Genomic DNA, 26,528 nt, shown 5'->3' with positions numbered 1-26,528 from the left:
CGGTGAAATGCGGGCAAGAACGCCCATGGTGACTCCTCGCGGGGGGTTGGGGTGAGGGATTTCCTCGCCACCGCGGGGAGATTACGGGTCCATGACAGATCTCGAAGAGAATCGATCAAGCCCAATCAATCTTGGGGTGAACCGGGGCAACGGGGAGAAAATTTTCCGGCCGATTCCGGAGTTTGAGATCTGCACGTAACGGATTCGGCTACAGAGGCGGGTGGTGTGTCCGGATTCGATCGCCCGAACACACCACCCGTCGTGGCGTTGTGATCTTCTGTTAACAGCGGGGAAAGAGGCGGCCGAGTGGCTGAAAATCGCCCCTACGACGCCGTCAGTTCACCGGCTGGTACACCCGCTCGATCTTCTGCGTTCCGCTCAGCGTCCGGTACGACCGCGCCCACGCCGCCGTCGCGCCCTGCTGCGCCTTGTCGGACACCGTGTAGTAGTCCATCTGCGAGCGCTCGGCGGTGACGTCGAGGACGCCGTAGCCGTGGTGGTCCATGTCCACCCACTTCACATGGCGGTTGGCGGCCTTGAGCGCCGTGGCCGCGACCACGGACAGCGTGCCCGGGGCGACATGCAGCAGGTCGTCGATGTTGTCCGAGCTCACCGACGTCACCACGAACTCGGTCGCCGCCGACTGCGACAGCGGATACGTGGCGGCCTTCACCGGCACGTCGTTGGCCCACGCCATGTGGATGTCACCGGTCAGGAACACCGTGTTGCGGACACCGCTCGCGGTCAGATGGCCGAGCAGTTCCTTTCGGTCGTCGGTGTAGCCGTCCCACTGGTCCACGTTGACCGCGAGGCCCTCCTTGGGCAGGCCGAGCAACTCCGCGAGCGGGCCCAGCAGATGGGCCGGTACGGAGCCGAAGGCGACCGGCGAGATCATCACCGAGGTGCCGACCAGCTTCCAGGTCGCGTCCGACCCCGCGAGACCGGCCTTCAGCCAGTCCAGCTGTGCCCGGCCGGTGAGCGTACGCTCCGGGTCGTCCACCTTCCCGCTGCCGATCGACGCCTGCTGCGAGCGGAACGAGCGCAGGTCGAGCAGGTGCAGATCGGCCAGCTTGCCGAAGCGCAGCCGGCGGTAGACCGTGCCCTCCGTGGAGGTGCGCACCGGCATCCACTCGAAATAGGCCTGCTTGGCGGCGGCCGCGCGGGCGGCGAAGTCGCCCTCGGCGCCGGGAGTGTGGTTCTCCGCGCCGCCCGACCAGGCGTCGTTGGCTATCTCGTGGTCGTCCCAGATCGCCACGACCGGATGCGCCGCGTGCAGCGCCTGGAGGTCGGGGTCGGTCTTGTAGTGGGCGTGCCGGGTCCGGTAGTCGGCGAGCGTGACGATCTCGTGCCGCGGCTCGTGGCGCCGTACGACGTACTTGTCCTTCGGGTACGCCCCCGAGGCGTACTCGTAGATGTAGTCGCCGAGGTGCAGCACCGCGTCCAGGTCGGCCCGGGCGGCGAGATGGCGGTAGGCGGAGAAGTAGCCCGACTCCCAGTTGGAGCAGGAGACCACGCCGAAGCGGACGCCCGGCGACGACGCGTCCGCCGCCGGGGTCGTACGGGTGCGGCCCACGGGCGAGGAGGCGCCACCGGCCGAGAAGCGGAAGTAATAGCCGGTCGCCTGGCGCAGACCCCTTACATCGGCCTTCACCGTGTGGTCGGAGGCGGCCGTGGCGAGGGCCGTGCCGCGGGCGGCGATCCGGGTGAAGCCCTTGTCCTCGGCGACCTCCCAGGTCACCTCGGTGTCGGGGCCCTGCCCGGAGCCGGGCACGGCCTCCGGGGTGGGGGTGACGCGCGTCCAGAGCAGGACGCCGTCGGGGAGCGGGTCGCCGGAGGCGACGCCGTGGTGGAAGGCGGGCGCCGCGGTGGAGGCGGCGGCGGGGGAGGCCGTGGCCACGAGGGCCGGGGCGGCGACCGCGGTGGCGGCCGCGGCCTTGACGACGGTACGGCGGCTGGGTCTGGCGCCGAGGTCGTCGGAGGCAGACGGTATGTGTCGACTGGTCACGACCAGTCATATTACTTACCGGTACGACGAACGGGCAGACGTATGCACGAATGTTCGCCTGCCCGTTGCGAGTTGCTCGGCCGGGAGCCGTGATCCCGTGTCCCCGCCGCCCCTTGACGGGGCGGCGAAATCGGAAAGTCAGCCCTTCAGCGCGGGAGTCAGGGCCGCGGTGAACTGCTCCACCGTCAGGGGCGGGTTGTCGCTGCCCGGCGCGGTGAGCATCTTGCCGTCCATCTTCAGCGACGGCGTGCCCTTCACGCCGCTCTTCTGGAATGCGTCCGACATCTTCATCGCCCAGGCGTCGAAGGTGCCGTCCTCGACGTTCTTCTTGAACTGGGCGTTGTTCCTCAGCGCGGGCACGGACTCGGCGATCTCCAGGAGGTAGGAGTCCTTGGCGAACTTGTCCTCGCTCTCGGCCGGGTGGAACTTCGCCGAGTAGAGCGCGCCCTTGTACTCCAGGAAGGCCTCCGGGCTCACGTCGAGCGCCGCGCCCAGCGCGGACAGCGCGTTCTTCGAGCCCTCGCCGGCCGCGCTGTTCGGGCCGTCGAGGAAGGTGGCGCCGACGAACTTCAGCTTGTACTTGCCCGCGGCCACGTCCTTCTTGAGCGTCTCGCCGACCTCCTGCTCGAAGTTGGCGCAGATCGGGCAGCGGGCGTCCTCGTACAGCTCCAGGGTCTTCTTGGCGGTCGGCTTGCCGATGACGACGGTGGTGCCGTTGGTGCCCTCGGTGTTCTTGGGCGCGGTCACGCTCGCCTTCGCGGCGGCCTCCCACTGGCCGGGCTTGTTGGCCTGCATGACGAGGTAGCCGGCGCCGCCGACGACGGCGAGGGCGGCGACGACCGACAGGCCGACGACGACCTGGCGGCGGACCTTGTCCTTCTTGGCCTGACGCTCGCGCTCGGCGCGCAGCCGCTCACGGGCGGCGGCCTTGTTGGCGTGGCTGTTGCGTGCACTCATGATCGTGATCTCCGTGACGTGATGAGGAAAAAGGGACTGCTGTGCTCAGGCGGGGAGGAGACCCGGGCACGGCGGCCCCCGTCGCGCGACGGAGTGCACGAGGAGACGGGCGGGGGAGCGGCGCGCCGGCGCGGGCAGCCACCGGCCCCGGCGCGCGGCCGGGCGGGGGGCGCGCACGGCGGCCATGGTCAGCAGCGGCCGGAAGGCGAACGCCGCGACGGCGTCCAGCAGGGCGGCCAGCGCGGCCTCACCGCGGCGCAGCCAGGCCGCGGCGACGAGCCCGACCGAGGTGTGCGCGGCGAGCAGCAGCCACGGCAGGGACGGGTCGGGGGAGTTCAGCAGCGCGGCCACACCGCTCTCGGTGACGGCCACCCCGGGCAGCGGGGTGCCGACCCCGCCCCCGCACAGCACGTCCACCCCGACCGAGCGCAGCGAGCCGGCCACCGGGCCGCCGGCGGCCCCGTAACAGACGTGCTGGCCGGTGGTGAAGACGGTGTCGGCGGCCAGCTCCAGCGGGACGAGCAGCCCGGCGATGGGCCAGAAGCCACGCTCCCGGCCGGCCAGGGCGTACGCCACCGCGAAGACACCGGCCGTGACCAGCGCCACGGTCAGCAGAGGCAGCGGCACGCCGGAGAGCAGCACATGCGAGGCCACGGACAGCGTCACGACCAGTGCCGTGAAGAGTGCCGCCCGCAGCCCCCTGAGCCGCGTCCCTGATATGTCCATCGCGAGCCGAGTGTGCCATGCCGGCCTGTGAGGTGCGCCTAAAGGAGCGCCCCGCGGCGGCTACAGGCCCGGAATCCGGCCGTTGCGGAAGAGGTCCACGAAGATCTGGTGATCGGCACGCGCGCGTGCGCCGTAGCTGTGCGCGAAGTCGACCAGCAGCCCGGCGAAGCCCTCCTCGTCGGCGGCGATCGCCGCGTCGATGGCCCGCTCGGTGGAGAACGGCACCAGCGAGTGGCCGCTCTCGTCGTCCGCCGACGCGTGCATGGTCGCCGTCGCCCGCCCCAGGTCCGCCACGGTCGCCGCGATCTCCGCCGGATCGTCGATGTCCGACCAGTCCAGGTCCACGGCGTACGGCGAAACCTCCGCCACCAGCTGCCCGGACCCATCCAGCTCCGTCCAGCCCAGCCACGGGTCGGCGTGCGCCTGCAGCGCCCGCTGCGAGATGACCGTGCGGTGGCCCTCGTGCTGGAAGTACTCCCGCACGGCCGCGTCCGTCACATGCCGGGAGACCGCCGGGGTCTGCGCCTGCTTCATGTAGATGACGACGTCGTTCTCCAGGGCGTCGCTGTTGCCCTCCAGGAGGATGTTGTACGACGGGAGCCCGGCCGATCCGATGCCGATGCCGCGCCGCCCCACCACGTCCTTGACGCGGTACGAGTCGGGGCGGGCGAGCGAGGACTCCGGCAGGGTCTCCAGGTAGCCGTCGAACGCGGCCAGGACCTTGTAGCGGGTCGCCGCGTCCAGCTCGATGGAGCCGCCGCCGCCGGAGAACCGGCGCTCGAAGTCGCGGATCTCGGTCATGGAGTCCAGCAGCCCGAACCGGGTCAGCGAGCGGGCCACCCGCAGCGCGTCCAGCAGCGGCCCCTCGGCCGTGTCCAGCGTGAACGGCGGCAGCTCGTCGTTCTTGGCGCCGGTCGCCAGGGCGTGGATGCGCTCGCGGTAGGCGGCGGCGTAGATCCGTACCAGATCGGTGATCTGCTCGTCGCCGAGCGCCTTGGTGTAGCCGATCAGCGCCAGCGAGGCCGCCAGGCGCTTGAGGTCCCAGGTGAAGGGCCCGACGTACGCCTCGTCGAAGTCGTTGACGTTGAAGATCAGCCGGCCGTTGGCGTCCATGTACGTGCCGAAGTTCTCGGCGTGCAGATCGCCGTGGATCCAGACCCGGCCGGTCCGCTCGTCCAGGTACGGCCCGCCGTGCCGCTCCGCCTCCAGGTCGTTGTAGAACAGGCACGCCGTGCCCCGGTAGAACGCGAAGGCGGAGCCGGCCATCTTCCGGAACTTGACCCGGAACGCGGCCGGGTCGGCGGCCAGGAGCTCGCCGAAGGCGGTGTCGAAGACGGCGAGTATCTGCTCACCGCGCTCGGCGGCGGTGGGCTGCGGGACCGACATCGAGGTGCCTCCTGGTGCAAAACGGTTCATGACAAAAAGGACAGGTGTTCCTGTCTCTCAACGGGCGACCGTACTCCCGAGTGCCCTCGGGTTGTCAGTGCGGAGACGTAGACTTCCACGCTGACCCCCCAGACTGTCATCGCTCGTTCTCCGGAGGCCTTCCGCCGTGACCAAGCCGCCCTTCACGCACCTTCACGTACACACCCAGTACTCGCTGCTGGACGGTGCCGCGCGGCTCAAGGACATGTTCAACGCGTGCAACGAGATGGGCATGACCCATATCGCCATGTCCGACCACGGCAACCTGCACGGGGCGTACGACTTCTTCCACTCGGCGAAGAAGGCCGGTGTGACGCCGATCATCGGCATCGAGGCGTACGTCGCCCCCGAGTCCCGGCGGAACAAGCGCAAGATCCAGTGGGGCCAGCCGCACCAGAAGAAGGACGACGTCTCCGGTTCGGGTGGTTACACCCACAAGACGATCTGGGCAGCCGACGTCACCGGCCTGCACAACCTCTTCCGGCTCTCCTCCGACGCCTACGCCGAGGGCTGGCTGCAGAAGTGGCCCCGGATGGACAAGGAGACCATCTCGCAGTGGTCGGAGGGCCTGATCGCCTCCACCGGCTGCCCCTCGGGAGAGCTCCAGACCCGGCTGCGCCTCGGCCAGTTCGACGAGGCTCTGAAGTCCGCCTCCGAGTACCAGGACATCTTCGGCAAGGACCGGTACTTCCTGGAGCTGATGGACCACGGCATCGAGATCGAGCGCCGGGTCCGCGACGGCCTGCTTGAGATCGGCAAGAAGCTCGGCATCCCGCCGCTGGTCACCAACGACTCGCACTACACCTACGCGCACGAGGCCACGGCCCACGACGCCCTGCTGTGCATCCAGACCGGCAAGAACCTCTCCGACCCGGACCGGTTCAAGTTCGACGGCACGGGCTACTACCTCAAGTCCACGGACGAGATGTACGCCATCGACTCCTCGGACGCCTGGCAGGAGGGCTGCCGCAACACCCTCCTGGTCGCCGAGCAGATCAACACCGACGGCATGTTCGAGGCGAAGAACCTCATGCCGAAGTTCGACATCCCCGAGGGCTACACCGAGGTCACCTGGTTCCGCGAGGAGACCATGCGGGGCATGCACCGCCGCTTCCCCGACGGCATCCCCGAGGACCGCCTCAAGCAGGCGGAGTACGAGATGGACACGATCATCTCGATGGGCTTCCCCGGCTACTTCCTCGTCGTCGCCGACTTCATCATGTGGGCCAAGAAGCAGGGCATCGCGGTCGGCCCCGGCCGAGGCTCCGCGGCCGGCTCGATCGTCGCGTACGCCATGGGCATCACCGACCTCGACCCGATCCCGCACGGCCTGATCTTCGAGCGGTTCCTCAACCCCGAGCGCGTCTCCATGCCCGATGTCGACATCGACTTCGACGAGCGTCGGCGCGTCGAGGTGATCAGGTACGTGACCGAGAAGTACGGCGCCGACAAGGTCGCCATGATCGGCACGTACGGCAAGATCAAGGCGAAGAACGCCATCAAGGACTCCGCGCGCGTCCTCGGCTACCCGTACGCCATGGGCGACCGGCTCACCAAGGCCATGCCCGCCGACGTCCTCGGCAAGGGCATCGACCTCGACGGCATCACCAACCCCTCCCACCCCCGCTACAGCGAGGCGGGCGAGATCCGGGGGATGTACGAGAACGAACCGGATGTCAAGAAGGTCATCGACACCGCCAAGGGCGTCGAAGGCCTGGTCCGGCAGATGGGTGTGCACGCCGCCGGCGTGATCATGTCCAGCGAGACCATCACCGAGCACGTCCCCGTCTGGGTCAGGCACACCGACGGCGTCACCATCACCCAGTGGGACTACCCGAGCTGCGAGTCGCTCGGCCTGCTGAAGATGGACTTCCTCGGCCTGCGCAACCTGACGATCATGGACGACGCCGTCAAGATGGTGAAGTCCAACAAGGGGATCGACATCGATCTCCTGGCCCTCCCGCTCGACGACCCCACGACCTTCGAACTGCTCCAGCGCGGCGACACGCTCGGCGTCTTCCAGTTCGACGGCGGCCCGATGCGGTCCCTGCTGCGGCTGATGAAGCCGGACAACTTCGAAGACATCTCCGCCGTGTCCGCGCTCTACCGCCCGGGCCCGATGGGCATGAACTCGCACACCAACTACGCCCTGCGCAAGAACGGCCAGCAGGAGATCACCCCGATCCACCCCGAGCTGGAGAAGCCGCTCGAAGAGGTGCTCGCGGTCACCTACGGCCTGATCGTCTACCAGGAGCAGGTGCAGAAGGCCGCCCAGATCATCGCCGGGTACTCCCTCGGCGAGGCCGACATCCTGCGCCGCGTCATGGGCAAGAAGAAGCCCGAGGAGCTGGCGAAGAACTTCACCATCTTCCAGGCCGGTGCCCGCAAGAACGGCTACAGCGACGAGGCCATCCAGGCCCTGTGGGACGTGCTGGTCCCCTTCGCCGGCTACGCCTTCAACAAGGCCCACTCCGCCGCGTACGGACTCGTCTCGTACTGGACCGCCTACCTCAAGGCGAACCACCCCGCCGAGTACATGGCAGCCCTGCTCACCTCGGTCAAGGACGACAAGGACAAGTCGGCCGTCTACCTGAACGAGTGCCGGCGCATGGGCATCAAGGTGCTCCCGCCCAATGTGAACGAGTCCGAGGCGAACTTCGCCGCGCAGGGCGACGACGTGATCCTCTTCGGCCTCACCGCCGTCCGCAACGTCGGTACGAACGTCGTCGAGTCGATCATCAAGTGCCGCAAGGCCAAGGGGAAGTACGCCTCCTTCCCCGACTTCCTCGACAAGGTCGAGGCGGTCGTCTGCAACAAGCGCACGGTCGAGTCGCTGATCAAGGCCGGCGCCTTCGACGAGATGGGCCACACCCGCAAGGGCCTGGTCGCCCACCACGAACCGATGATCGACAACGTGGTGGCGGTCAAGCGCAAGGAGGCCGAGGGACAGTTCGACCTCTTCGGCGGCATGGGCGACGAGGAGAGCAGCGAGCCCGGCTTCGGCCTCGACGTCGAGTTCTCCGACGTCGAATGGGAGAAGTCCTACCTCCTCGCGCAGGAGCGCGAGATGCTCGGCCTCTACGTCTCCGACCACCCGCTCTTCGGCCTGGAGCACGTCCTCAGCGACAAGACCGACGCGGGCATCTCCCAGCTCACCGGAGGTGAGCACGCGGACGGCGCGGTCGTCACCATCGGCGGCATCATCTCCGGGCTCCAGCGCAAGATGACCAAGCAGGGCAACGCCTGGGCCATCGCCACCGTCGAGGACCTGGCCGGCTCCATCGAGTGCATGTTCTTCCCCGCCACGTACCAGCTGGTCTCCACCCAGCTCGTCGAGGACACGGTCGTCTTCGTCAAGGGACGCCTCGACAAGCGCGAGGACGTGCCCCGGCTGGTCGCCATGGAGCTGATGGTCCCTGACCTGTCGTCCGCCGGGACCAACGCGCCCGTGGTCCTCACCATCCCGACGGTCAAGGTCACCCCGCCGATGGTCAGCCGCCTCGGCGAGATCCTCAGCCACCACAAGGGCAACACCGAGGTACGGATCAAGCTCCAGGGCCCCCGGTCCACCACCGTGCTCCGCCTCGACCGCCACCGCGTCCAGCCCGACCCCGCGCTCTTCGGCGACCTGAAGGTCCTCCTCGGCCCCTCCTGCCTGGCCGGCTGAGACCCCGCCGACTGAGCGCCGAAGACAGCAGAAGGGGCGTGCCCGTCGTCACGGGCACGCCCCTTTCGGTCAACCGGATCAGTTGTGACCGAAGCGCTTCTGTCGGCCCTTGTGGGCGATGTCCGCCGGCGTCACCGACTGGGCACGCTGCTGAGCCTGCGTCTCCATGGAGGACTGCCGCGCCTCCTCGGCGCCGCGCTCCGCCTGGGACGCCTTCTGCTGACTTCGATCCTGCTTCTTGTTCTTGGCCATGGGGTCGCCTCCTGGGGGATGTAGGGGCCAGGGCCGCTGTCAGCCTCACACACCCCCCGAAACCCCGCATTTTGGATCATTACCGGGCGTGACCGCGCAACCTCTGGGCATCCCACGCCGTTCCGCGTACGATCCGCCACGCCGATGATCGAGTTCCGGCCGTCAACCCTCCAGCCGTCGGGCAGACTCGAAGGAAACCCGAAGCACTCCCGATCCCGAGGTTCCCGAAAGAGGGTGGAACACGTGGACCGCTGCGTCGTTCTGGTGGACGCCGGCTATCTGCTGGGCGCCGCCGCCAGCCTTCTCGCCGGGGAACCGGCCCGCTCCCGCATCACCGTCGACCACGCCGCCCTGATCCAGGGACTGCGCGAGCGCGCCGAGGCCGACACGGAACAGCCCCTGCTCCGTATCTACTGGTTCGACGGCGCACCCGACCGGGTACCGCAGCCCGAGCACCGCCGGCTGCGGGTGATGCCGCGGGTGACCGTCCGGCTGGGCGCACTGACCCGCAGCGACGGGCGCTGGGCGCAGAAGGGCGTCGACGCGGCCATGCACGCCGAACTCACCGAGCTGGCCAGAAACCGCGCCTGCTCCGATGTCGTCCTCGTTACCGGCGACGGGGATCTCCTGCCCGGGCTGATGTCCGCCAAGGAACACGGAGTGGCCGTGCACCTCTGGGCGGTCCAGGCCGCCGACGGCGACTACAACCAGTCCGAGGACCTCGTCGCCGAGGCCGACGAGCGCCGCGTCCTCGACCGGGCATGGATCACCCGCGCCGTCCGCGCCAAGGACCTCACCGGTGTCTGCGCCCCCGCCCCCGCGCCCCGCCCCGAGATCGCCGCGATCCTCTCCGCCCCGCTGCCCGAGTCCGCGCTCGCCGCCTCCGCGGAACGGGCCGCCGAGGCCGCCGCGCAGGCGGCCCAGGCCGCCGCGAGGAACTCCAACGGCTCACCCGAACCCACCACCGCGGTCAACGGCTCCGCCTCCGCCGGGACCGCCACCCCCGCCAAGGGCGTCCCCACCCCCAAGGACCTCGCCGGACTGCGCGGCCCGGCCGCGCCCGCCCATGCCCCGCAGCCCACCGGCGCCACCCTGCGCTGGTCCTCCGACAAGGGCTGGATCGAACGCCCCGGCAACGGCTCGATCGGCGAGCCGCCGGAGACCGCCTCCCTGCCCACCCTCGCCCAGCTCACCAGCGCCGAGCAGCGCTGGGCCGACCGCGAGGAGGACATCACCACCGTCGGCGGCGACCCCTTCGAGGTGGGCCAGGTCTTCGCCCGCCGCTGGATGGAGCGGCTGCCCGAGCAGACCCACGTACAGAAGCTGTCCACCATGTACCCGCGGATCCCGCACCGCATCGACGGCGAACTGCTGCGGTACGCGGCACGGTTCGGGCTGCTCGCGCACAAGGACGACCAGATCGACGAGCACGACCGGTACGCGATCCGGGCGGGCTTCTGGCGTGAGATCGACGTACGGGCCGCCGCGGAACACGCCCCCGCGGGGGAGTAGTCACGGGGACCCCGTAGGCTCATCCCTCGTGAGTACGGTGTGCGTGGTGCGGGATCTGGTCAAGACGTACCCCGCCACGCGCGGCAGGCGCGGGGCGCCCGCGACCCCCGAGGTGCGGGCCACCGACGGGATCGGCCTGCAGGTCAACGGCGGCGAGATCTTCGGTCTGCTCGGCCCCAACGGCGCGGGCAAGTCCACGCTCGTACGCCAGCTCACCGGCCTGATGCGCCCCGACTCCGGCACCGTGGACGTGCTCGGCCACGATCTCGTACGCCACCCGGAGCGCGCCGCGCGCCTCATCGGCTACCTCGGCCAGGAGTCGACCGCGCTCGACGAGCTGACCGTCGCGCTCGCCGCCGAGACCACCGGCCGGCTGCGCGGACTGTCCATACGGGACGCGCGCGCCGAGCGGGACGCCGTGCTTGAGGAGCTGGGCCTCACCGGCCTGGCCGGGCGGCCCCTGAAGAAGCTCTCCGGCGGCCAGCGGCGCCTCGCCTGCTTCGCCGCCACCCTCGTCGGCGAACGCCCCGTCCTCGTCCTGGACGAGCCCACCACCGGCATGGACCCGGTCGCCCGCCGGTCCGTCTGGGCGGCCGTGGACCGGCGGCGCGCCCAGCACGGCACGACCGTCCTGCTGGTCACCCACAACGTCATCGAGGCCGAGACCGTCCTCGACCGGGTCGCCGTCCTCGAACAGGGCCGGGTCATCGCCTGCGACACCCCGGCCGGACTCAAGGAGCGCGTCGCCGGAGAGGTCCGGGTCGAACTGGTCTGGCGCGAACGGGCGCCCCTGGACGTCCCCGAGGTCGCCGCGCTGCGCGCGAGCGCCCAGGAGTCCGGCCGCCGCTGGGTGCTACGGCTCGCCCCCGACGAGGCACGGGCGGCGGTCGCGGCGGTGACGGGCGGCGCCGCGTTCGCGGCCCTGGACGACTTCACCCTGGCGACGCCGAGCCTGGAGGACGTCTACCTGGCGCTCGGTGGCGGCGCGACGAAGGGACTGGTGAAGGCGTGAACGCCGACGTGGCTGCCCGCCCGGGGGCGCAGCCCCTCCCCGATGTGACCGCCATGACAGTGGTGGCTGACGTGACTGCCGTGACCGTCGTGGCGACCGCAGGCGACCTGCCCGCCGTGACCGACGCGTCCACCGTGACCACCGCGACCGACGTGACCGTAGTGAACAGGAGCAGTGCCCAGTGAGCATCGTGCCCGCGCAGGCGGTGTCCCGCGGCGTGCCGGTGGCGCCCGCGGACCGGGTGGAGCAGGGCGGCGGCGCGGCGCCGCTCGCGCCCCGGGCGCGGCTGCTGCCCGCGCTCGACGCCGTGTACCGCGCACAGCTGTCACGGGCCCGGGTCTCCCGTATCCCGCTGCTGTTCGTGGCGACCTTCCAGTCCGTCGGGATCATGGTCCTGATGCGTGGGGTCGTCGACGGCGGCTCCGAGGCCCGCGCCGTCGTCGCCGGGTCCGCCGTGCTCGTCGTCGCCTTCGTCGCGCTCAACCTGCTCGCCCAGTACTTCGGGCAGCTGCGGGCCGGCGGCGGCCTCGACCACTACGCCACCCTGCCCGTGCCGCCCGCCGCGGTCGTGCTCGGCGCGGCCGGGGCGTACGCCTCCTTCACCGTGCCCGGCACGGTCGTGACCGCGGTCGCCGGGTCGCTGCTTTTCCAGCTGCCGCTGACCCATCTGTGGATCCTGGCCGCCGTCGTCCCGCTGTCCGGGGCCGCGCTCGCCGGGCTCGGCGCGGCGCTCGGCCTGCTGGCGCCCCGTCCGGAGCTGGCCACCCTCCTCGGCCAGCTCGGCATGTCCGCGGCGCTGCTGCTGGGCGTGCTGCCGCCGGACCGGCTGCCCGGACCGATCGCCTACGCCCGCGAGCTGCTGCCCTCGACGTACGGCGTGGAGGCGCTGGCCCGTACCTTCGACGCGCACCCGGACTGGCCGGCGGTGGCCCTGGACCTCACGGTCTGCGCGGGCGTCGGGGTCGTCTCGCTGGCCGTCGCCACCTGGGCCTACCGGCGGGCCGCGGTCCGATGAGGCGGCCGCCCGGGACGTTTGGCACGATGTGCAGGTGACCGCACCTCTGACGCCGCCTCACCAGCCGCCCCCGCAGAACCCCTGGCCGTCGCCGTACCCGCCGTCGGCCGGGGAGGACGGCGGGCCGGATCTGCTGACCGAGCTGAAGCACTCCGCCGTGGTGACGGGTGTCTCCGTGGTCGCCGGTGTGCTGCTGGGGCTGCTGTGGCTGTGGCTGGCGCCGCGGGTGCCGCTGATCTCCGACGGCAAGGCGGTCTTCCTCAAGGAGAGCGAGGGGGAGTCGGCGATCGGCGCCGACGGAACGTTTGTCCTGCTGGCGCTGGCCTTCGGCGCGCTCGCCGCGGCGCTGGTGTTCTTGCTGTACCGCAGCGGCGGCGTGATCCTCGTGGTGGCGCTGGCGGTGGGCGGGGTGCTCGGTTCGCTGCTCGCCTGGGGCACCGGCACGTTCCTCGGCCCCACCCACGACGTGGTCGCGCACGCCCGCGAGGTCGGCAAGGGAGTCGTCTTCGACGCGCCGCTGGAGCTCAACACCTGGGGCGCGCTCCTCGCCTGGCCGGTCGCGGCGATGGTCGTCCACCTGGCGCTGACGGCACTGTTCGGCCCCCGGGACCCGGAAGTGGACTGGGACGCCTCCCACGGCGTCTGACCGGCACTCGTCGCCGGGCAAGCGCCCGGCGACGCCGCCCAGGGCGCCCTTGAACCCCTCACGCCTGCGGCAAGCGCCCGGCGACGCCTGACCGCCGCACGCCTGCGGCAAACGCCCCCCGGCGCCTGAACCCCGCACACCGCCGGGCAAGCGCCCCGCGACCCCGCCCACAGCGCCTGGAACCAGCACGCCGCCGGGAACGCCCCGCGACGCCGCCCACGGCGGCTGATCCCCGCACGCCGCCGGCAAGCGCCCCCGCCCGCCGCTCCTTACGCCGGCTTGCGCCCGTGGTTCGCGCGGTGCTTGCGCACGCGCCACTTCCGCTTCCGGGTTCGCTTGGACATCGCGGCCTCCTGACGCCGACGGCAGTCCTTCAGGCGTAGCCGAGGAAGCCGCTCCCGTCGAGAGTCCGCGCGCGCCCGGGTCCGGCTATCCGCGGCCGATCGGGGCCAGTACGGCCGACGTCAGGGCCGCCAGGTCCGCAGGCGTGAGCTCGACCTCCAGGCCGCGGCGGCCCGCCGAGACGCAGATCGTCTCGTGGCCGGAGGCCGACGCGTCCAGGACCGTACGCAGCCGCTTGCGCTGGCCCAGCGGGGAGATGCCGCCCCGGACGTAGCCCGTCGTGCGTTCCGCGGCGGCCGGGTCCGCCATCGCCGCCCGCTTGCCGCCCACCGCCGACGCCAGCGCCTTCAGGTCCAGCTGGCCCGCGACCGGGACGACCGCGACGGTCAGCTCGCCGTCCACGTCCGCCACGAGGGTCTTGAAGACCCGGTCCGGCGAGACGCCCAGCGCCTCGGCCGCCTCCTCGCCGTACGACGGGGACGCCGGGTCGTGCTCGTAGGCGTGGACCGTGAAGCCGACCCCCGCCGCCGCCAGCGCCACCGTCGCCGGGGTCCCGCCCGCCTGCTGCTTCTTCTGCTTCTTCGCCACTCGCTACTCGGCTTCCTCGCGTCAGTTCGGGCTCGTCGGCGCCCGGGTCAGGTCCGTCGCCGGCAGCGACGGGAGGTGGCGCAGCACCGCCGTCTCCGAGCGCAGCAGCTTGAGCTCCTCCCGCAGCCGGGTCGCCGTGTCCGGCGCCTGGAGCAGCCGCTGCTTGGCCGGGGTGTCCAGGATGGCGGCGGCCGCCACCAGGTACGACACCACCGTCGGGTCGTCCGGCAGGTCCGCGCCGGTGGTCAGCGACCGCTCCCGCGCCCCGGCCAGCCGCTTCTGGTACGCCCGGAACGCCCGCAGCACGCCCTCGGAGAGCGCGCCCGAGCCCTCGCCCGGCTGCTCCTCCACGTACTCCAGCTCGGCCGTGAGGAACGGGCCCTTCGCGTCGACCGACAGCAGCTTCACCCGCCGCGTTCCGGTCGCCATCACCTCGAAGCTGCCGTCGGCCCGCTCCCGGATGCTCGCCGCGTCGGCGACGCAGCCGACCCGGTGGAACGCCTGGATCGGGTCCGGGCCGAAGCCCGCGGCGGGCCCCTTCTCCGGCAGGGCGGTGGGGTCCGGCATCCCGGGCGCGGTCGGCGCGACCTCGCGGCCGTCGCGGATGGCGACGACGGCGAACCGGCGCGGTTCGGACTCGTCCGTCGTGAGCAGCTCCCGCATCATGGCGCGATAACGCTCCTCGAAGACGTTCAGGGGCAGCACGAGGCCCGGGAACAGCACCGAGTTCAGCGGGAAGAGTGGCAGGCGAGCGGTGGTCACAGCGGTCAAGCGTAATGGCCGTACGAGGCGCGGTGTCCGGCCCGTCCGCGCAACGGGATCGTCGCGGCCACCTCGAGCCGTACGCCGTCGCGCGCGTCCAGGAACCGGCCCAGCGGATCGTCGCTCACCGACGCCCACGGGAAGGAGGTGGCGTACGGGCCGATCCGGCGGAACTCGGCCAGCGCCTCGGTCCACCGCCCCCGCGCCACCAGCACGTAGACCAGCAGGTTCCTTATCTCCGCCGGCCAGGGATCGGCGGCCGGGCAGGCCGCGGAGAGCGCGATCGCCCGGTCGGCCGCCTCGTCGATCCGGTCCGGGCGCACGCACGAGGTGTCCCCGCTCAGCAGATACGCGAAGGCGGCCGTGAGCGGCAGCGCCTGCGCGGCCGAGCCCATCGGCGCGTCCTCGGCGGCCTGTTCGGCGAAGTCGAAGCACTCGCGGTGGGAGCCGTACCAGTGCGCGGAGAGATAGGTGAGGGCGGAGACATGGCAGCCGTAGTGGCGTGCGGAGCGGCGCACGGCCTGCTCCCACAGCGACTCGAAGGCGGTGTGGGTGGCCTGGGTGCCGCGGGCGTGGTCCAGGGCGATCCGCCAGGGCACCGGGTCGTCGGGCGCGGCCTCGGCCGCCGCGGCGACCAGCGCGCCGGTCTCCTGCAGCCGCTCCGCGCGGGCCGGGGACTGCCAGGCCTTACGGACCGCCAGTTCGGCCCTGATCAGTAGCGCGTCCGGGTCGTACGGCGCCTCGGCCAGCCAGTCGGCGAGCCATGCGTCCCGGCTCAGCGCGAAGGAGGCGAGCCGTACGGCGTACCGGTCGCGGTGCTCCCACTCGGCGGCGCCCCGGGTGGTGGCGAGCAGCTTGGCGGCCGGTTCGTGGTCGCCGAGGGCAGCGGCGACCAGCGCCGGACCGAGCCGCTCGTCCGGCGCGTCGAGCAGCACGGCATTGTCCGGCACCAGCCCGTCGGCGAGCAGCGGGGTGTGCCGGACCATGCGTGCGGTGCTGATCAGGGCGCGCAGCAATGACATGGTGCGGACCATTGAAAACCGCAGGTGGGAGCGGCGCCAGAGGGCGGCTGTGAAGAGTTGGTAGCGGCGGAATGGTTGTCCTGACGGAAGTCAAGAGACCGCAAAGAAAGCGGGGGCGAGGTGGCTCAATCGTTCCCCTCGCCACCCTCGCCCCGCCCGTCCCTCAGTGGCCGTCCGCCCCGCCCGTCCCTCAGTGGCCGTCCGCCCCGCCCGTCCCTCAGTGGCCGTACGGACCGGATGTCACCCGCGCCGCAGCAGCCTCGACGCTCCCGCCGCCACCGTCGTCGCCAGGACCCAGCCCAGCAGGATCAGCACCGCCGCGGCCCATTGCCAGCCGCCCTCCAGCCGCCAGTACCCGTCCTGCCCCAGATTGATCACCGGCAGCAGCAGATCCAGCGAGTACAGCGACGGGCTCCACTTCGGTGCCTCGTCCTTCTTGATCGGTACGGGGTCGTACTGCCCGAACGCCATCGCCCCGGCCGCCCAGAGCACCGCCATCCACAGTGCCGCCCGGCCCGGACGGTAGCCGTACGCCACTGTCCAGTCCTGGAGGTAGCCCCACAGCTTCCCCGCCAGCGGCAGCGTCTCGCGCCGCCGCCGCTGCTTGGCCAGCAGCACCTCGCGCGCGTCGGCGTCCTCACCGCTGTTGCGCAGCACGGCCGCCAGGCGTTCGTACGGCTCCGGGGCGTACTCCGGAGTCGCCGCCTCCACCCACTCCAGGCGGCGCGAGAGCGGGAAGTGGCCGTACGGGACGAGGTTCTCGTAGACGAAACCGTTCATCTTCAGCCCACCGGGACCCGGCCAGCTCGACGCCAGGTCGATCAGCGTGACGATCTTCGCGCCGTTGAGGACCACCCGGCCCTCTTCCGGCCGCTCGGCGTTGAAACGCAGCTCCGGGGTGACGATCCGGCGCAGCGACAGCTCCTCGCGGCGGGCCGTCGACAGCACGAACCGCGCGTGGTGCAGATCCACCGCATCCCCGAACCGCCCGTCGTCGAGCCGGATCCCGCCGACGCACTCGAAGGGCTGGCGCCGCTGCCCGCGCCCAGGGCCCGTGCTCGAGATCCCGAACGGCGGAGTCGTCCCGGCGTTCCCCGTCGCGTCGTCCACCCACGCGTGGGTCAGATACAGCGAACGCTCCACCGTCAGCTGGGGAGCGTTCAGCGCCCGCCGCTCCTGGGCGCCGCGCAGCCGGCTGCCCCGCAGGCTCAGCGACACGCCGACCTTCGCCCCCCGCAGACTCACCTCGCCATGGGTCTCGATCAGTTCCGCCTGGAGGTCCTGCGCCACCGACATGCCGTCGGCGGTGATCGCCCGGCCGCGCCGGTCCGGCCGGACGTGGATCTGGTTGATCAGCAGGTCCGTGCCGATCTGGGCGTCCGTCAGCCGGATCCCGCGCTCCACCCGGCAGCGCGGCAGATGCAGATCGCCCTCGGTGTGCAGCCGCGCCGCCTCCAGCCGCGGCAGGGCGCAGGCGACCATCCGCAGCGTGGTGAAACGCGACTCCGGCAGCACCACCTCGTTGTCGAACCGGCAGCTGTTCAGCTCCACGTACGGCGCTATCGTGCCGCCGGCGAGATTGAGCGTGCCGGTGATCCGCACCCCGCGCAGCTTCAGCGCCGCCACCCGCCCGGCCCGCGCGGGCGGGCCGTCGAGCAGCAGCAGCGCCATCACATCGGCCCGCACACTGCGGTCCGAGGGCCATGGCCGCGCGGCGAACGGATCGTCGAGCACCGGGTTGCCCGTGCTCATGTTGCAGGTCGCGCCGATCCGGAAGGCTTGCCACATGGTCTGTTCCGCGCGGGTCAGATCGCCCGGCATGCCGTCGTCGTGCGGCTCGGTCACTGCCGCCCCCTCGCTTCCCCTGTTTTCGTACAGCCGTTCTTCCCGCTGTGTGACGACCTGAACGCTAACGGTCAGCTGTGACAACGAGTACGTCTTGTGGCGTGTATCAGCCAGTGATACAGGCGACCGGCGTGGTGGGACGGTCTGCGAGAATTGATCCCGTGATCTCTCGAATCGATCTGCGCGGCGACGCCCTCCCCGAGGGTGGCGCGCTGCGCGACCTGCTGCCCCGTGCCGAGTTCGACGTGGAAGCCGCCCTGGAGAAGGTGCGGCCCATCTGCGAGGACGTACGCCATCGTGGCTCGGCGGCGGTGATCGAGTGGGGGGAGAAACTCGACGGGGTGCGCCTTACGTCGGTCCGGGTGCCCGCCGAGGCGCTCACCGACGCCCTCGCACAGCTGGATCCGGCCGTCCGCGCCGCGCTGGAGGAGTCCATCCGCCGCGCCCGCATGGTCCACCGCGAGCAGCGCCGCACCACCCACACCACCCAGGTCGTGCCCGGCGGCACGGTCACCGAGAAGTGGGTCCCGGTCGAGCGCGTGGGCCTCTACGTGCCCGGCGGCCGGTCCGTCTACCCGTCCTCCGTCGTCATGAACGTCGTCCCGGCCCAGGAGGCCGGCGTCGAGGGCGTCGCCATCGCCTCGCCCCCGCAGCGGGACTTCGGCGGCCTGCCGCACCCGACCATCCTGGCCGCGTGCGCGCTGCTCGGCGTCGACGAGGTGTACGCCGCCGGCGGCGCCCAGGCCATTGCCATGTTCGCGTACGGCACCGAGGGCCCCGACGGCTGCGCCCCGGTCAATCTGGTCACCGGCCCCGGCAACATCTACGTCGCCGCCGCCAAGCGCCTCCTCAAGGGCCGCATCGGCATCGACGCCGAGGCCGGCCCGACCGAGATCGCGATCCTCGCCGACGACACGGCCGACCCGGCCCACGTCGCTGCCGACCTGATCAGCCAGGCCGAGCACGACCCGATGGCCGCGGCCGTCCTGGTCACCGACTCCGAGGAGCTCGCCGCCGCCACCGAGCGGGAGCTCAAGACCCAGGTGGCCGCGACCAAGCACGTCGAGGACCGGATCGTCCCCGCCCTCGCGGGCCGGCAGTCCGCGATCGTGCTCGTCAACGACCTGGAGGACGGCCTCAAGGTCGTCGACGCGTACGCCGCCGAGCACCTGGAGATCCAGACCGCCGACGCCGCAGCCCGCGCCCAGCGGGTCCGCAACGCCGGCGCGATCTTCGTCGGCCCCTGGGCCCCGGTCTCCCTCGGGGACTACTGCGCCGGCTCCAACCACGTCCTGCCCACCGGCGGCTGCGCCTGCCACTCCTCGGGTCTGTCCGTGCAGTCGTTCCTGCGCGGCATCCACATCGTCGACTACACGCGCGACGCCCTCGCCGAGGTCACCCACCACGTGGTGACGCTGGCGGAGGCCGAGGACCTGCCCGCGCACGGAGCGGCGCTCAAGGCCCGCTTCGGGTGGAAGGTGCCGAAGGCATGACCGGTATCGACGACCTTCCCATCCGGGACGAACTGCGCGGCAAGTCCCCGTACGGCGCCCCGCAGCTCGACGTCCCCGTCCAGCTGAACACCAACGAGAACCCCTACCCGCTGCCCGAGCCGCTCGTCGCGAGGATCGCCGAGCGGGTCGCCGAGGCCGCCCGCGGCCTCAACCGCTACCCCGACCGGGACGCGATGGAGCTGCGCACCGCGCTCGCCGCCTACCTCACCCGGACGGGCAAGCACCCGGTCTCCGCCCGGAATGTCTGGGCCGCCAACGGCTCCAACGAAGTCCTCCAGCAGCTGCTGCAGACCTTCGGCGGACCCGGCCGCACCGCCATCGGTTTCGAGCCGTCGTACTCGATGCACGCGCTGATCGCGCGCGGCACCGGCACCGGCTGGATCTCCGGCCCCCGTAACGACGACTTCACGATCGACCTCGCCGCCGCCGAGAAGGCGATCGCCGAGAACCGGCCGGACGTCGTCTTCATCACCTCGCCCAACAACCCCACCGGCACCGCGGTCGAGGCCGAGACGGTCCTCGCGCTGTACGAGGCCGCCCAGGCCGCCAAGCCGTCCCTGGTGGTCGTGGACGAGGCCTATGTGGAGTTCAGCCACCGCGACTCGCTGCTGCCGCTCATCGAGGGCCGCCCGCACCTGGTGATCTCCCGCACGATGTCCAAGGCGTTCGGCGCCGCGGGGCTGCGCCTGGGCTATCTCGCCGCGCACCCGGCCGTGGTCGACGCCGTACAGCTCGTACGGCTGCCGTACCACCTGTCGGCCGTCACCCAGGCCACGGCGCTGGCCGCCCTGGAGCACACCGACACCCTCCTCGGCTACGTGGAGCAGCTGAAGACCGAACGGGACCGGCTGGTCAGCGAGCTGCGGGCGATCGGCTACGAAGTCACGCCGTCCGACGCGAACTTCGTCCAGTTCGGGAAGTTCGAGAACTCCCACGCCGCCTGGCAGCGGATCCTCGACCAGGGCGTCCTGGTCCGGGACAACGACGTACCGGGATGGCTGCGGGTCACCGCCGGCACCCCCGAAGAGAACGACGCGTTCCTCGATGCGGTTCGCGCACTACTGAGTTCTGTGGGGGACACCCCCACACCCCCGAAGGAGCAGAGCGCATGAGCCGCGTAGGACGGGTCGAGAGGACCACCAAGGAGACCTCCGTCGTCGTCGAGATAGACCTCGACGGCACCGGAAAGGTCGATGTGTCGACAGGCGTCGGCTTCTACGACCACATGCTCGACCAGCTCGGCCGCCACGGCCTGTTCGACCTCACGGTCAAGACCGACGGCGATCTGCACATCGACACGCACCACACCATCGAGGACACCGCCCTCGCACTCGGCGCCGCCTTCCGGCAGGCGCTCGGCGACAAGGTCGGCATCTACCGCTTCGGCAACTGCACGGTCCCGCTGGACGAGTCCCTTGCCCAGGTCACCGTCGACCTCTCCGGCCGCCCCTACCTGGTGCACACCGAGCCGGAGAACATGGCGCCGATGATCGGCAGCTACGACACGACGATGACCCGGCACATCTTCGAGTCCTTCGTCGCCCAGGCCCAGATCGCGCTGCACATCCACGTCCCGTACGGGCGCAACGCCCACCACATCGTGGAGTGCCAGTTCAAGGCCCTCGCCCGCGCCCTGCGCTACGCCTCCGAGCGCGACCCGCGCGCGGCCGGCATCCTGCCCTCCACGAAGGGTGCGCTGTGAGCGACGCACGCGCGGCCGCCGGGCCGCAGACGAACGCGAAAGCCGCGCCTCTGCGCCGCGCGGGCGGAGATGGGGGCACCTCCCGGGCGTCAGCTCCGGGGGAGAACGGATGGATGCTGTGAACGGCCTTTCCACTGTCCTGATCGTCGTCGGGCTGTTCCTCCTCGGTGGCGTGTACTCCTTCGTCAAGCAGCAGATGCCCAAGGGCCTGATCGTGCTCGTCTCCATCGGCGCCGCGATGTGTCTGGCGGCCGGCGCGCTGCGACTGGATGTGTGGTCATGACCAAGCGTGTCGTGGTGTTCGACTACGGTTTCGGCAACGTCCGCTCCGCCGAGCGGGCCCTCGCCCACGTCGGCGCCGACGTCGAGATCACCCGTGACTACGACAAGGCGATGAACGCCGACGGGCTCCTCGTCCCCGGCGTCGGCGCCTTCTCCGCCTGCATGCGGGGGCTCAGGGACGCCCGCGGCGACTGGATCGTGGGCCGCAGACTCTCCGGCGGCCGCCCGGTCATGGGCATCTGCGTCGGGATGCAGATCCTCTTCGCGCGCGGGATCGAGCACGGCGTGGAGACCGAGGGCCTCGACGAGTGGCCCGGCACGGTCGAGCCGCTGCGCGCCCCGGTCGTCCCGCACATGGGCTGGAACACCGTCGACGCCCCCGAGGGCAGTGAGCTCTTCGCCGGCCTCGACGCCGAGACCCGCTACTACTTCGTGCACTCCTACGCCGTACGCGAGTGGGGCCTCGAGGTCACCAACCCGGCGATGCGCGCGCCCCAGGTCACCTGGGCGACGCACGGCGAGCCGTTCGTCGCGGCCGTCGAGAACGGGGCTCTGTGGGCGACGCAGTTCCACCCCGAGAAGTCCGGCGACGCCGGCGCCCAGCTCCTCACCAACTGGATCGGAACGCTCTGATGTCCCGCACGCTTGAACTGCTTCCCGCCGTCGACGTCCGCGACGGCCAGGCCGTCCGGCTCGTGCACGGCGAGTCCGGTACGGAGACCTCGTACGGCTCCCCGCTGGAGGCCGCCCTCGCCTGGCAGCGCGCGGGCGCCGAGTGGCTGCACCTGGTCGACCTGGACGCCGCGTTCGGCACCGGCGACAACCGCGCCCTGGTCGCCGAGGTGACCGGCGCGATGGACATCAAGGTCGAGCTCTCCGGCGGCATCCGCGACGACGCCACGCTCGCCGCGGCCCTCGCCACCGGCTGCACCCGGGTCAACCTCGGCACCGCCGCCCTGGAGACCCCCGAGTGGGTCGCCAAGGTCATCGCCGAGCACGGCGACAAGATCGCGGTCGGTCTGGACGTACGCGGCACCACCCTGCGCGGCCGCGGCTGGACCCGGGACGGCGGCGACCTGTACGAGACGCTGGCCCGCCTGGACTCCGAGGGCTGCGCCCGCTACGTCGTCACCGACATCGCCAAGGACGGCACCCTCCAGGGCCCCAACCTGGAGCTGTTGAAGAACGTCTGCGCCGCCACCGACAAGCCCGTCGTCGCCTCCGGCGGCGTCTCCTCGCTGGACGACCTGCGGGCCCTGTCCGCGCTGGTCCCGCAGGGCGTCGAGGGCGCGATCGTCGGCAAGGCGCTGTACGCCAAGGCGTTCACCCTGGAAGAGGCGCTCGCGGCGGTGGCGTCATGAGCGAGGTGCGGCGCTTCCAGAGCGGCAGCCCCTGGGAGGACGCGTTCGGCTTCGCGCGCGCGGTCGCCGCGGGGGACCGGGTGCTCGTCGGCGGCACGACGTCCTTCAAGGGCACGGTCCTGTACGGCGAGGGGGACCCCTACGAGCAGGCGAAGGTGGCCTTCACCTCCGCGCTGGAGGCCATCGCCGAGTTCGGGCTCACCTCGGACGCGGTCATCCGCACGCGTATGTTCCTGACGCACGTACGGGACGTCGACGCGGTGGGCCGGGCCCACCAGGAGCTCTTCGATTCCGTCCGTCCCGTCACGACCCTGATGGTGGTCGACGGCTTCGTCGACCCGCGCATCCTGGTCGAGGTCGAGGTCGAGGCCTACCGAGGGGAGGTCCGATGACACTCGCCGTACGGGTCATTCCCTGCCTGGACGTGGACAACGGCCGCGTCGTCAAGGGCGTCAACTTCCAGAACCTGCGCGACGCGGGCGACCCGGTCGAGATGGCCAAGCTGTACGACGCCGAGGGCGCCGACGAGCTGACCTTCCTCGACATCACCGCCTCCTCGGGCAACCGGGAGACCACCTACGACGTGGTGCGCCGCACCGCCGAGCAGGTCTTCATCCCGCTCACCGTCGGCGGCGGGGTCCGCTCGGCCGAGGACGTCGACAAGCTGCTGCGGGCGGGCGCGGACAAGGTCGGTGTGAACACGGCGGCGATCGCCCGGCCCGAGCTGATCCAGGAGATCGCGGAGCGGTTCGGCCGCCAGGTCCTGGTCCTCTCGGTGGACGCCCGGCGCACGGCCGGCGGCTCCTTCGAGGTCACCACGCACGGCGGCCGTCGCGGCACGGGCATCGACGCCGTCGAGTGGGCGCACCGCGCCGCCGAGCTGGGCGCGGGCGAGATCCTGCTCAACTCCATGGACGCGGACGGCACCAAGGACGGCTATGACACCGAGATGATCGCGGCCGTGCGCAAGCACGTCACGGTCCCGGTGATCGCCTCCGGTGGCGCCGGCCGGCTCGCCGACTTCCCGCCGGCCATCGCGGCGGGCGCGGACGCGGTGCTTGCGGCCTCCGTCTTCCACTTCGGCGATCTGCGGATCTCCGAGGTCAAGGGCGCGCTGCGGGAGGCGGGCCACCCGGTCCGCTGAACGCCGCACGGAAGGGCCCCGGCGGGGGCCCTTCTTCTTCCGCGAGATGCGCAGGATTTTTTGTGCAAATTTGGTTGCGCAAGATTTCTTTCCTGTCTACCGTCGATGACGTGACCTCACCCGAATCGCGCCGGATCACCGACCTCGGCACCCTGAAGGCCATCGCGCACCCGCTGCGCATGCGGCTCTACCGGGCCCTGTTCGTGGCCCGCACCGCCACCGCATCCCAGCTCGCCGACCAGGTCGACGAGGCCGTCTCGCTCGTCAGCTACCACCTGCGCAAGCTCGCCGACCACGGCCTCATCGAGGAGGCCGAGGTCCAGTCGACCGACGGACGCGAGCGCTGGTGGCAGCCCAGTTCGTACGGGTTCAGCGTGCGGGAGGAGGACCTGCGCGACGCCCCCGAGAAGGTCGCCGCCGGAGCGGCCCTCAGCCGCACGCTCACCGAACAGCGCAACGACATGTACCGCCGGTTCCTCGACGAGCGCCTCACCTGGTCGCAGGAGTGGCGCGCGGCCGCCATGGGCTCCGAGTGGCTGCCCCGGCTGACCGCGGCCGAACTCGCCGCGCTCGGCGAGGAACTGGACGCGGTCGTGCGGAAGTACGACCAGGCAGCCCGGGCCGCCGAAGCCGCCGGCGACACCGAGGGCCGCGAGAACGTCGCCGTCCACCTCCACGGCTTCCCGTACCGCTCATGAGCGCCACCGATACCGGGACCGGCATGGGCACCGACACCGGCCCCGGCACCGCTCCCGGCACCGGTCCCGACGCCGCAACAGCCCCGGGCACCGGTTCCGGCCCCGCGCCCGCGGCCCGTCCCGCCCACCGCGACCCCAACGTCCTGCGCTGGGTGGGCGCGTACACCGCCTCCACCCTCGGCGACAGCGTCTACCACCTCGCCCTGTCCTGGGCCGCCGTACGCGGCGGCACACCCGCCGAGGCCGGGCTCGTCCTCGCCGTCAGCGCCGTCCCGCGCGCCCTGCTCATGCTCGGCGGGGGTGTGATCGCCGACCGCTTCGGGCCGCGCCGGGTCGTCGTCGTCTCCGACACCGTCCGCTGCCTGGTGGTCCTCGGGGTCGCCGCCGCGCTGTTCCTCTCCTCGCCCGGCCTGTGGGTCCTCGCCGCCGTCGCCCTCGTCTTCGGCTGCGTGGACGCCCTCTTCATGCCCGCCGTCGGCGCCCTGCCGCCCCGGATCGCCCCGCGCGACCAGCTCGCCCGCGTCCAGGGCATGCGCGGCCTCGCCTACCGTGCCGGTCTCGTCCTCGGCGCACCGCTCGGCGGACTCGCCGTCGCCCTCGGCGGGGCCGCCGCGGCGTTCGGGACCGCCGCACTCCTCTTCGCGTTCTCCCTGCCCCTGCTCCTCGCCCTGCGCGTGGCACCCCTGCCCGGGGGCCGCGCCGTGGGCGCCGACGGCACCGCCCTGCGCGACCTCGCCGACGGCCTGCGCTACATCCGGCGCCACCAGGTCCTCGGCCCGCTGATGATCGTCATCGCGCTGAGCGACCTCGGCTTCGTCGGCCCGCTCAACGTCGGTCTCGCGCTCCTGGCCGACGCGCGCGGCTGGGGCGCCGCCGGCATCGGCTGGGTCCTCGCGGGCTTCGGCACCGGAGCCGGTGCGGCCTCCCTGCTGCTGACCGTCAAGGGCCGGATACCGCGCGCGGGGGCCGTCATGGCGTGGACCATCACGCTCGGAGCGGGCTCGATCGCCGCCCTCGCGTACGTTCCCCTGCTCCCGGTCGCCGTCGTCGTCGCCCTCTCCGTCGGCCTGCTCGCCGGACTCAGCGGCGCCCTGTGCGGCGCGCTCACGCAGACCGAGTGCGACCCCGCCTACCTGGGCCGGGTCACCTCCGTGTCCCACTTCTTCAGCCTCGGCGTCGCCCCGCTGAGCTTCCCCCTCACCGGCGCGGCGGTGGGCCTGTGGGGCCTGGGCCCGGTCTTCACCGCCAGCGCGGCGATCTGCGCGCTGGGCGGCGTGTACGCCCTGTCCGTACGGGCCCTGCGCCGGGCCGAACTGCCCCGCTAGACCGCCGCCAGACCCCGTCGGATCAGATCCCCAGCTGCTTCGTCTCGTGCAGCCGGTCGATCGCGTCCTTGTCGCCCTCGATGTCCACCCGCGCCGCGTCCTGCCGGCCGAACGCGAACATGACCAGCTCACCCGGCTCACCGGACACCGTCACCACCGGCGTGCCGCGGTGCGCCACCACTGTCTGCCCGTTCGGCCGGCGCAGCACCAGACCCACCGGCGCCCTGCGGCACAGCACCTTCGCCGTCCGCTCCAGCCGCGCCCACAGCGCGTCCGCGAAGACCGGATCCAGCTCACGCGCCGTCCAGTCCTGCTGCGCCCGCCGGACGTCCTCCGCGTGCACATAGAACTCGACCGTGTTCGCGCCCTCGTCGACCTGTTTGATCGTGAACGGGGACATCCGCGGAGGACCCGTACGGATGAGCTGGATCAGCTCCTCGTACGGCTTCGAGGCGAATTCGGCCTGCACCCGCTCCAGCCGGTCCTTGAGCAACGGAAGCAGCACCCCGGCGGCCGCGTCGGGCCGTCGCTCGCGCACCACCACATGGGCGGCGAGGTCCTGGGTCTGCCAGCCGTCGCACAGCGTCAGGGCATCAGGGCCGGCCGCCTCCAACAGATCGGCGAGCAGAAGTCGTTCACGCTTGGCATGGGTCGACATGCCCGCCAGCGTACGACCGCCGGGGCCGGTCCGCCCAGTGGACGCTCCGCCGTCGTTGTCCGTGGCCC

At 71.6% G+C, this 26,528-nt stretch carries 26 protein-coding genes; 16 read left to right on the top strand and 10 right to left on the bottom strand.

All coding sequences use genetic code 11. The features are described from left to right. Positions 1-334 precede the first annotated feature (334 nt). From ACZ7LT_RS01460 to ACZ7LT_RS01445, 4 genes are all read right to left on the bottom strand, one after another. Positions 335-2,005 carry an alkaline phosphatase D family protein gene (locus ACZ7LT_RS01460; RefSeq protein WP_471232731.1) on the bottom strand — a complete coding sequence of 557 codons (1,671 nt, stop codon included), beginning with the start codon at positions 2,003-2,005 and terminating at the stop codon, positions 335-337. Positions 2,006-2,143: 138 nt separating this feature from the next. Beyond that, positions 2,144-2,962: a DsbA family protein gene (locus ACZ7LT_RS01455; protein ID WP_471232729.1), complete on the bottom strand. Its 819-nt coding sequence runs from the start codon at positions 2,960-2,962 to the stop codon at positions 2,144-2,146. Between the two features lie 45 nt (positions 2,963-3,007). Beyond that, the gene (locus ACZ7LT_RS01450; RefSeq protein WP_471232727.1) at positions 3,008-3,688 is read right to left on the bottom strand and encodes a hypothetical protein; all 681 of its coding nucleotides are present in this window, start codon (positions 3,686-3,688) and stop codon (positions 3,008-3,010) included. A gap of 60 nt (positions 3,689-3,748) precedes the next feature. Beyond that, the gene (locus tag ACZ7LT_RS01445; protein WP_471232725.1) at positions 3,749-5,074 is read right to left on the bottom strand and encodes a DUF2252 domain-containing protein; all 1,326 of its coding nucleotides are present in this window, start codon (positions 5,072-5,074) and stop codon (positions 3,749-3,751) included. A gap of 166 nt (positions 5,075-5,240) precedes the next feature. Between ACZ7LT_RS01445 and dnaE the strand changes: the two genes are divergently transcribed. Further along, the gene (dnaE, locus tag ACZ7LT_RS01440; RefSeq protein WP_471232723.1) at positions 5,241-8,780 is read left to right on the top strand and encodes a DNA polymerase III subunit alpha; all 3,540 of its coding nucleotides are present in this window, start codon (positions 5,241-5,243) and stop codon (positions 8,778-8,780) included. 78 nt (positions 8,781-8,858) lie between these two features. Here dnaE and ACZ7LT_RS01435 read toward each other — a convergent pair whose 3' ends face one another. Further along, positions 8,859-9,032 (bottom strand): hypothetical protein, encoded by a 174-nt coding sequence (locus tag ACZ7LT_RS01435; RefSeq protein WP_471232721.1) that lies wholly within the window; start codon positions 9,030-9,032, stop codon positions 8,859-8,861. A 243-nt stretch (positions 9,033-9,275) separates the two neighbouring features. On the opposite strand from ACZ7LT_RS01435, the gene ACZ7LT_RS01430 reads away from it, so the two are divergent. From ACZ7LT_RS01430 to ACZ7LT_RS01410, 5 genes are read left to right on the top strand one after another with little or no spacing between them, the layout of a single operon-like run. After that, a complete protein-coding gene (locus tag ACZ7LT_RS01430; RefSeq protein WP_471232719.1) occupies positions 9,276-10,544 on the top strand; it encodes an NYN domain-containing protein in 1,269 nt (422 codons plus the stop codon). Positions 10,545-10,581: 37 nt separating this feature from the next. Further along, on the top strand, positions 10,582-11,556 hold the full coding sequence (locus ACZ7LT_RS01425; protein ID WP_471234757.1) for an ABC transporter ATP-binding protein: 975 nt from the start codon (positions 10,582-10,584) through the stop codon (positions 11,554-11,556). Beyond that, positions 11,553-11,741 (top strand): hypothetical protein, encoded by a 189-nt coding sequence (locus ACZ7LT_RS01420; protein WP_471232717.1) that lies wholly within the window; start codon positions 11,553-11,555, stop codon positions 11,739-11,741. Before ACZ7LT_RS01425 ends, ACZ7LT_RS01420 begins: the two co-directional genes overlap by 4 nt. Further along, on the top strand, positions 11,738-12,571 hold the full coding sequence (locus ACZ7LT_RS01415; protein WP_471232716.1) for an ABC transporter permease: 834 nt from the start codon (positions 11,738-11,740) through the stop codon (positions 12,569-12,571). Before ACZ7LT_RS01420 ends, ACZ7LT_RS01415 begins: the two co-directional genes overlap by 4 nt. A 28-nt stretch (positions 12,572-12,599) precedes the next feature. Further along, positions 12,600-13,217, top strand: coding sequence for a DUF2567 domain-containing protein (locus tag ACZ7LT_RS01410; protein WP_471232714.1), 618 nt, complete (start codon positions 12,600-12,602; stop codon positions 13,215-13,217). Between the two features lie 429 nt (positions 13,218-13,646). On the opposite strand, the gene ybaK is transcribed toward ACZ7LT_RS01410, so the two are convergent. The 4 genes from ybaK to ACZ7LT_RS01390 all read right to left on the bottom strand — a co-directional run bounded on the left by ybaK (position 13,647) and on the right by ACZ7LT_RS01390 (position 17,776). After that, on the bottom strand, positions 13,647-14,147 hold the full coding sequence (gene ybaK, locus ACZ7LT_RS01405) for a Cys-tRNA(Pro) deacylase (protein ID WP_189200574.1): 501 nt from the start codon (positions 14,145-14,147) through the stop codon (positions 13,647-13,649). Positions 14,148-14,168: 21 nt separating this feature from the next. Continuing rightward, the gene (locus tag ACZ7LT_RS01400) at positions 14,169-14,909 is read right to left on the bottom strand and encodes an LON peptidase substrate-binding domain-containing protein (RefSeq protein ID WP_471232712.1); all 741 of its coding nucleotides are present in this window, start codon (positions 14,907-14,909) and stop codon (positions 14,169-14,171) included. Positions 14,910-14,914: 5 nt separating this feature from the next. Continuing rightward, a complete protein-coding gene (locus ACZ7LT_RS01395) occupies positions 14,915-15,943 on the bottom strand; it encodes a hypothetical protein (protein ID WP_471232710.1) in 1,029 nt (342 codons plus the stop codon). 228 nt (positions 15,944-16,171) lie between these two features. Continuing rightward, entirely contained in the window at positions 16,172-17,776 is a 1,605-nt protein-coding gene (locus ACZ7LT_RS01390; protein WP_471232708.1) for an oxidoreductase, read from the bottom strand. Positions 17,777-17,937: 161 nt separating this feature from the next. Here ACZ7LT_RS01390 and hisD point away from each other — a divergent pair, with 161 nt between their 5' ends. From hisD to ACZ7LT_RS01340, 10 genes are all read left to right on the top strand, one after another. Further along, positions 17,938-19,269, top strand: coding sequence for a histidinol dehydrogenase (hisD, locus tag ACZ7LT_RS01385; RefSeq protein WP_471232706.1), 1,332 nt, complete (start codon positions 17,938-17,940; stop codon positions 19,267-19,269). Beyond that, positions 19,266-20,402 (top strand): histidinol-phosphate transaminase, encoded by a 1,137-nt coding sequence (locus ACZ7LT_RS01380; RefSeq protein WP_471232705.1) that lies wholly within the window; start codon positions 19,266-19,268, stop codon positions 20,400-20,402. The genes hisD and ACZ7LT_RS01380 overlap by 4 nt, the downstream gene beginning before the upstream one ends. After that, a complete protein-coding gene (gene hisB, locus ACZ7LT_RS01375) occupies positions 20,399-20,992 on the top strand; it encodes an imidazoleglycerol-phosphate dehydratase HisB (RefSeq protein ID WP_189200583.1) in 594 nt (197 codons plus the stop codon). Before ACZ7LT_RS01380 ends, hisB begins: the two co-directional genes overlap by 4 nt. 109 nt (positions 20,993-21,101) lie before the next feature. Beyond that, positions 21,102-21,275 (top strand): hypothetical protein, encoded by a 174-nt coding sequence (locus tag ACZ7LT_RS01370; protein ID WP_471234804.1) that lies wholly within the window; start codon positions 21,102-21,104, stop codon positions 21,273-21,275. Further along, on the top strand, positions 21,272-21,907 hold the full coding sequence (hisH, locus tag ACZ7LT_RS01365) for an imidazole glycerol phosphate synthase subunit HisH (RefSeq protein ID WP_471232704.1): 636 nt from the start codon (positions 21,272-21,274) through the stop codon (positions 21,905-21,907). Before ACZ7LT_RS01370 ends, hisH begins: the two co-directional genes overlap by 4 nt. Then, positions 21,907-22,635: a bifunctional 1-(5-phosphoribosyl)-5-((5-phosphoribosylamino)methylideneamino)imidazole-4-carboxamide isomerase/phosphoribosylanthranilate isomerase PriA gene (gene priA, locus ACZ7LT_RS01360; RefSeq protein ID WP_471232703.1), complete on the top strand. Its 729-nt coding sequence runs from the start codon at positions 21,907-21,909 to the stop codon at positions 22,633-22,635. Before hisH ends, priA begins: the two co-directional genes overlap by 1 nt. Beyond that, entirely contained in the window at positions 22,632-23,027 is a 396-nt protein-coding gene (locus tag ACZ7LT_RS01355; protein ID WP_471232701.1) for a RidA family protein, read from the top strand. Before priA ends, ACZ7LT_RS01355 begins: the two co-directional genes overlap by 4 nt. Further along, complete coding sequence (gene hisF, locus ACZ7LT_RS01350) at positions 23,024-23,779, top strand: imidazole glycerol phosphate synthase subunit HisF (protein WP_471232699.1); 756 nt, start codon at positions 23,024-23,026, stop codon at positions 23,777-23,779. Before ACZ7LT_RS01355 ends, hisF begins: the two co-directional genes overlap by 4 nt. Positions 23,780-23,889: 110 nt before the next feature. Beyond that, positions 23,890-24,477 carry an ArsR/SmtB family transcription factor gene (locus ACZ7LT_RS01345; protein WP_471232697.1) on the top strand — a complete coding sequence of 196 codons (588 nt, stop codon included), beginning with the start codon at positions 23,890-23,892 and terminating at the stop codon, positions 24,475-24,477. Continuing rightward, positions 24,474-25,802, top strand: a complete 1,329-nt coding sequence (locus ACZ7LT_RS01340) for an MFS transporter (RefSeq protein ID WP_471232695.1) — start codon at positions 24,474-24,476, stop codon at positions 25,800-25,802. Before ACZ7LT_RS01345 ends, ACZ7LT_RS01340 begins: the two co-directional genes overlap by 4 nt. Before the next feature lie 22 nt (positions 25,803-25,824). Here the strand turns inward: ACZ7LT_RS01340 and ACZ7LT_RS01335 are convergent, their stop codons facing one another. Next, entirely contained in the window at positions 25,825-26,460 is a 636-nt protein-coding gene (locus ACZ7LT_RS01335; RefSeq protein ID WP_471232694.1) for a TIGR03085 family metal-binding protein, read from the bottom strand. Positions 26,461-26,528 lie beyond the last annotated feature (68 nt).

Source organism: Streptomyces sp. NPDC039465 (genome assembly GCF_055639315.1).
Note: the sequence above shows the minus strand (reverse complement) of the source record. Positions and strands in the feature narration are given on the sequence as shown.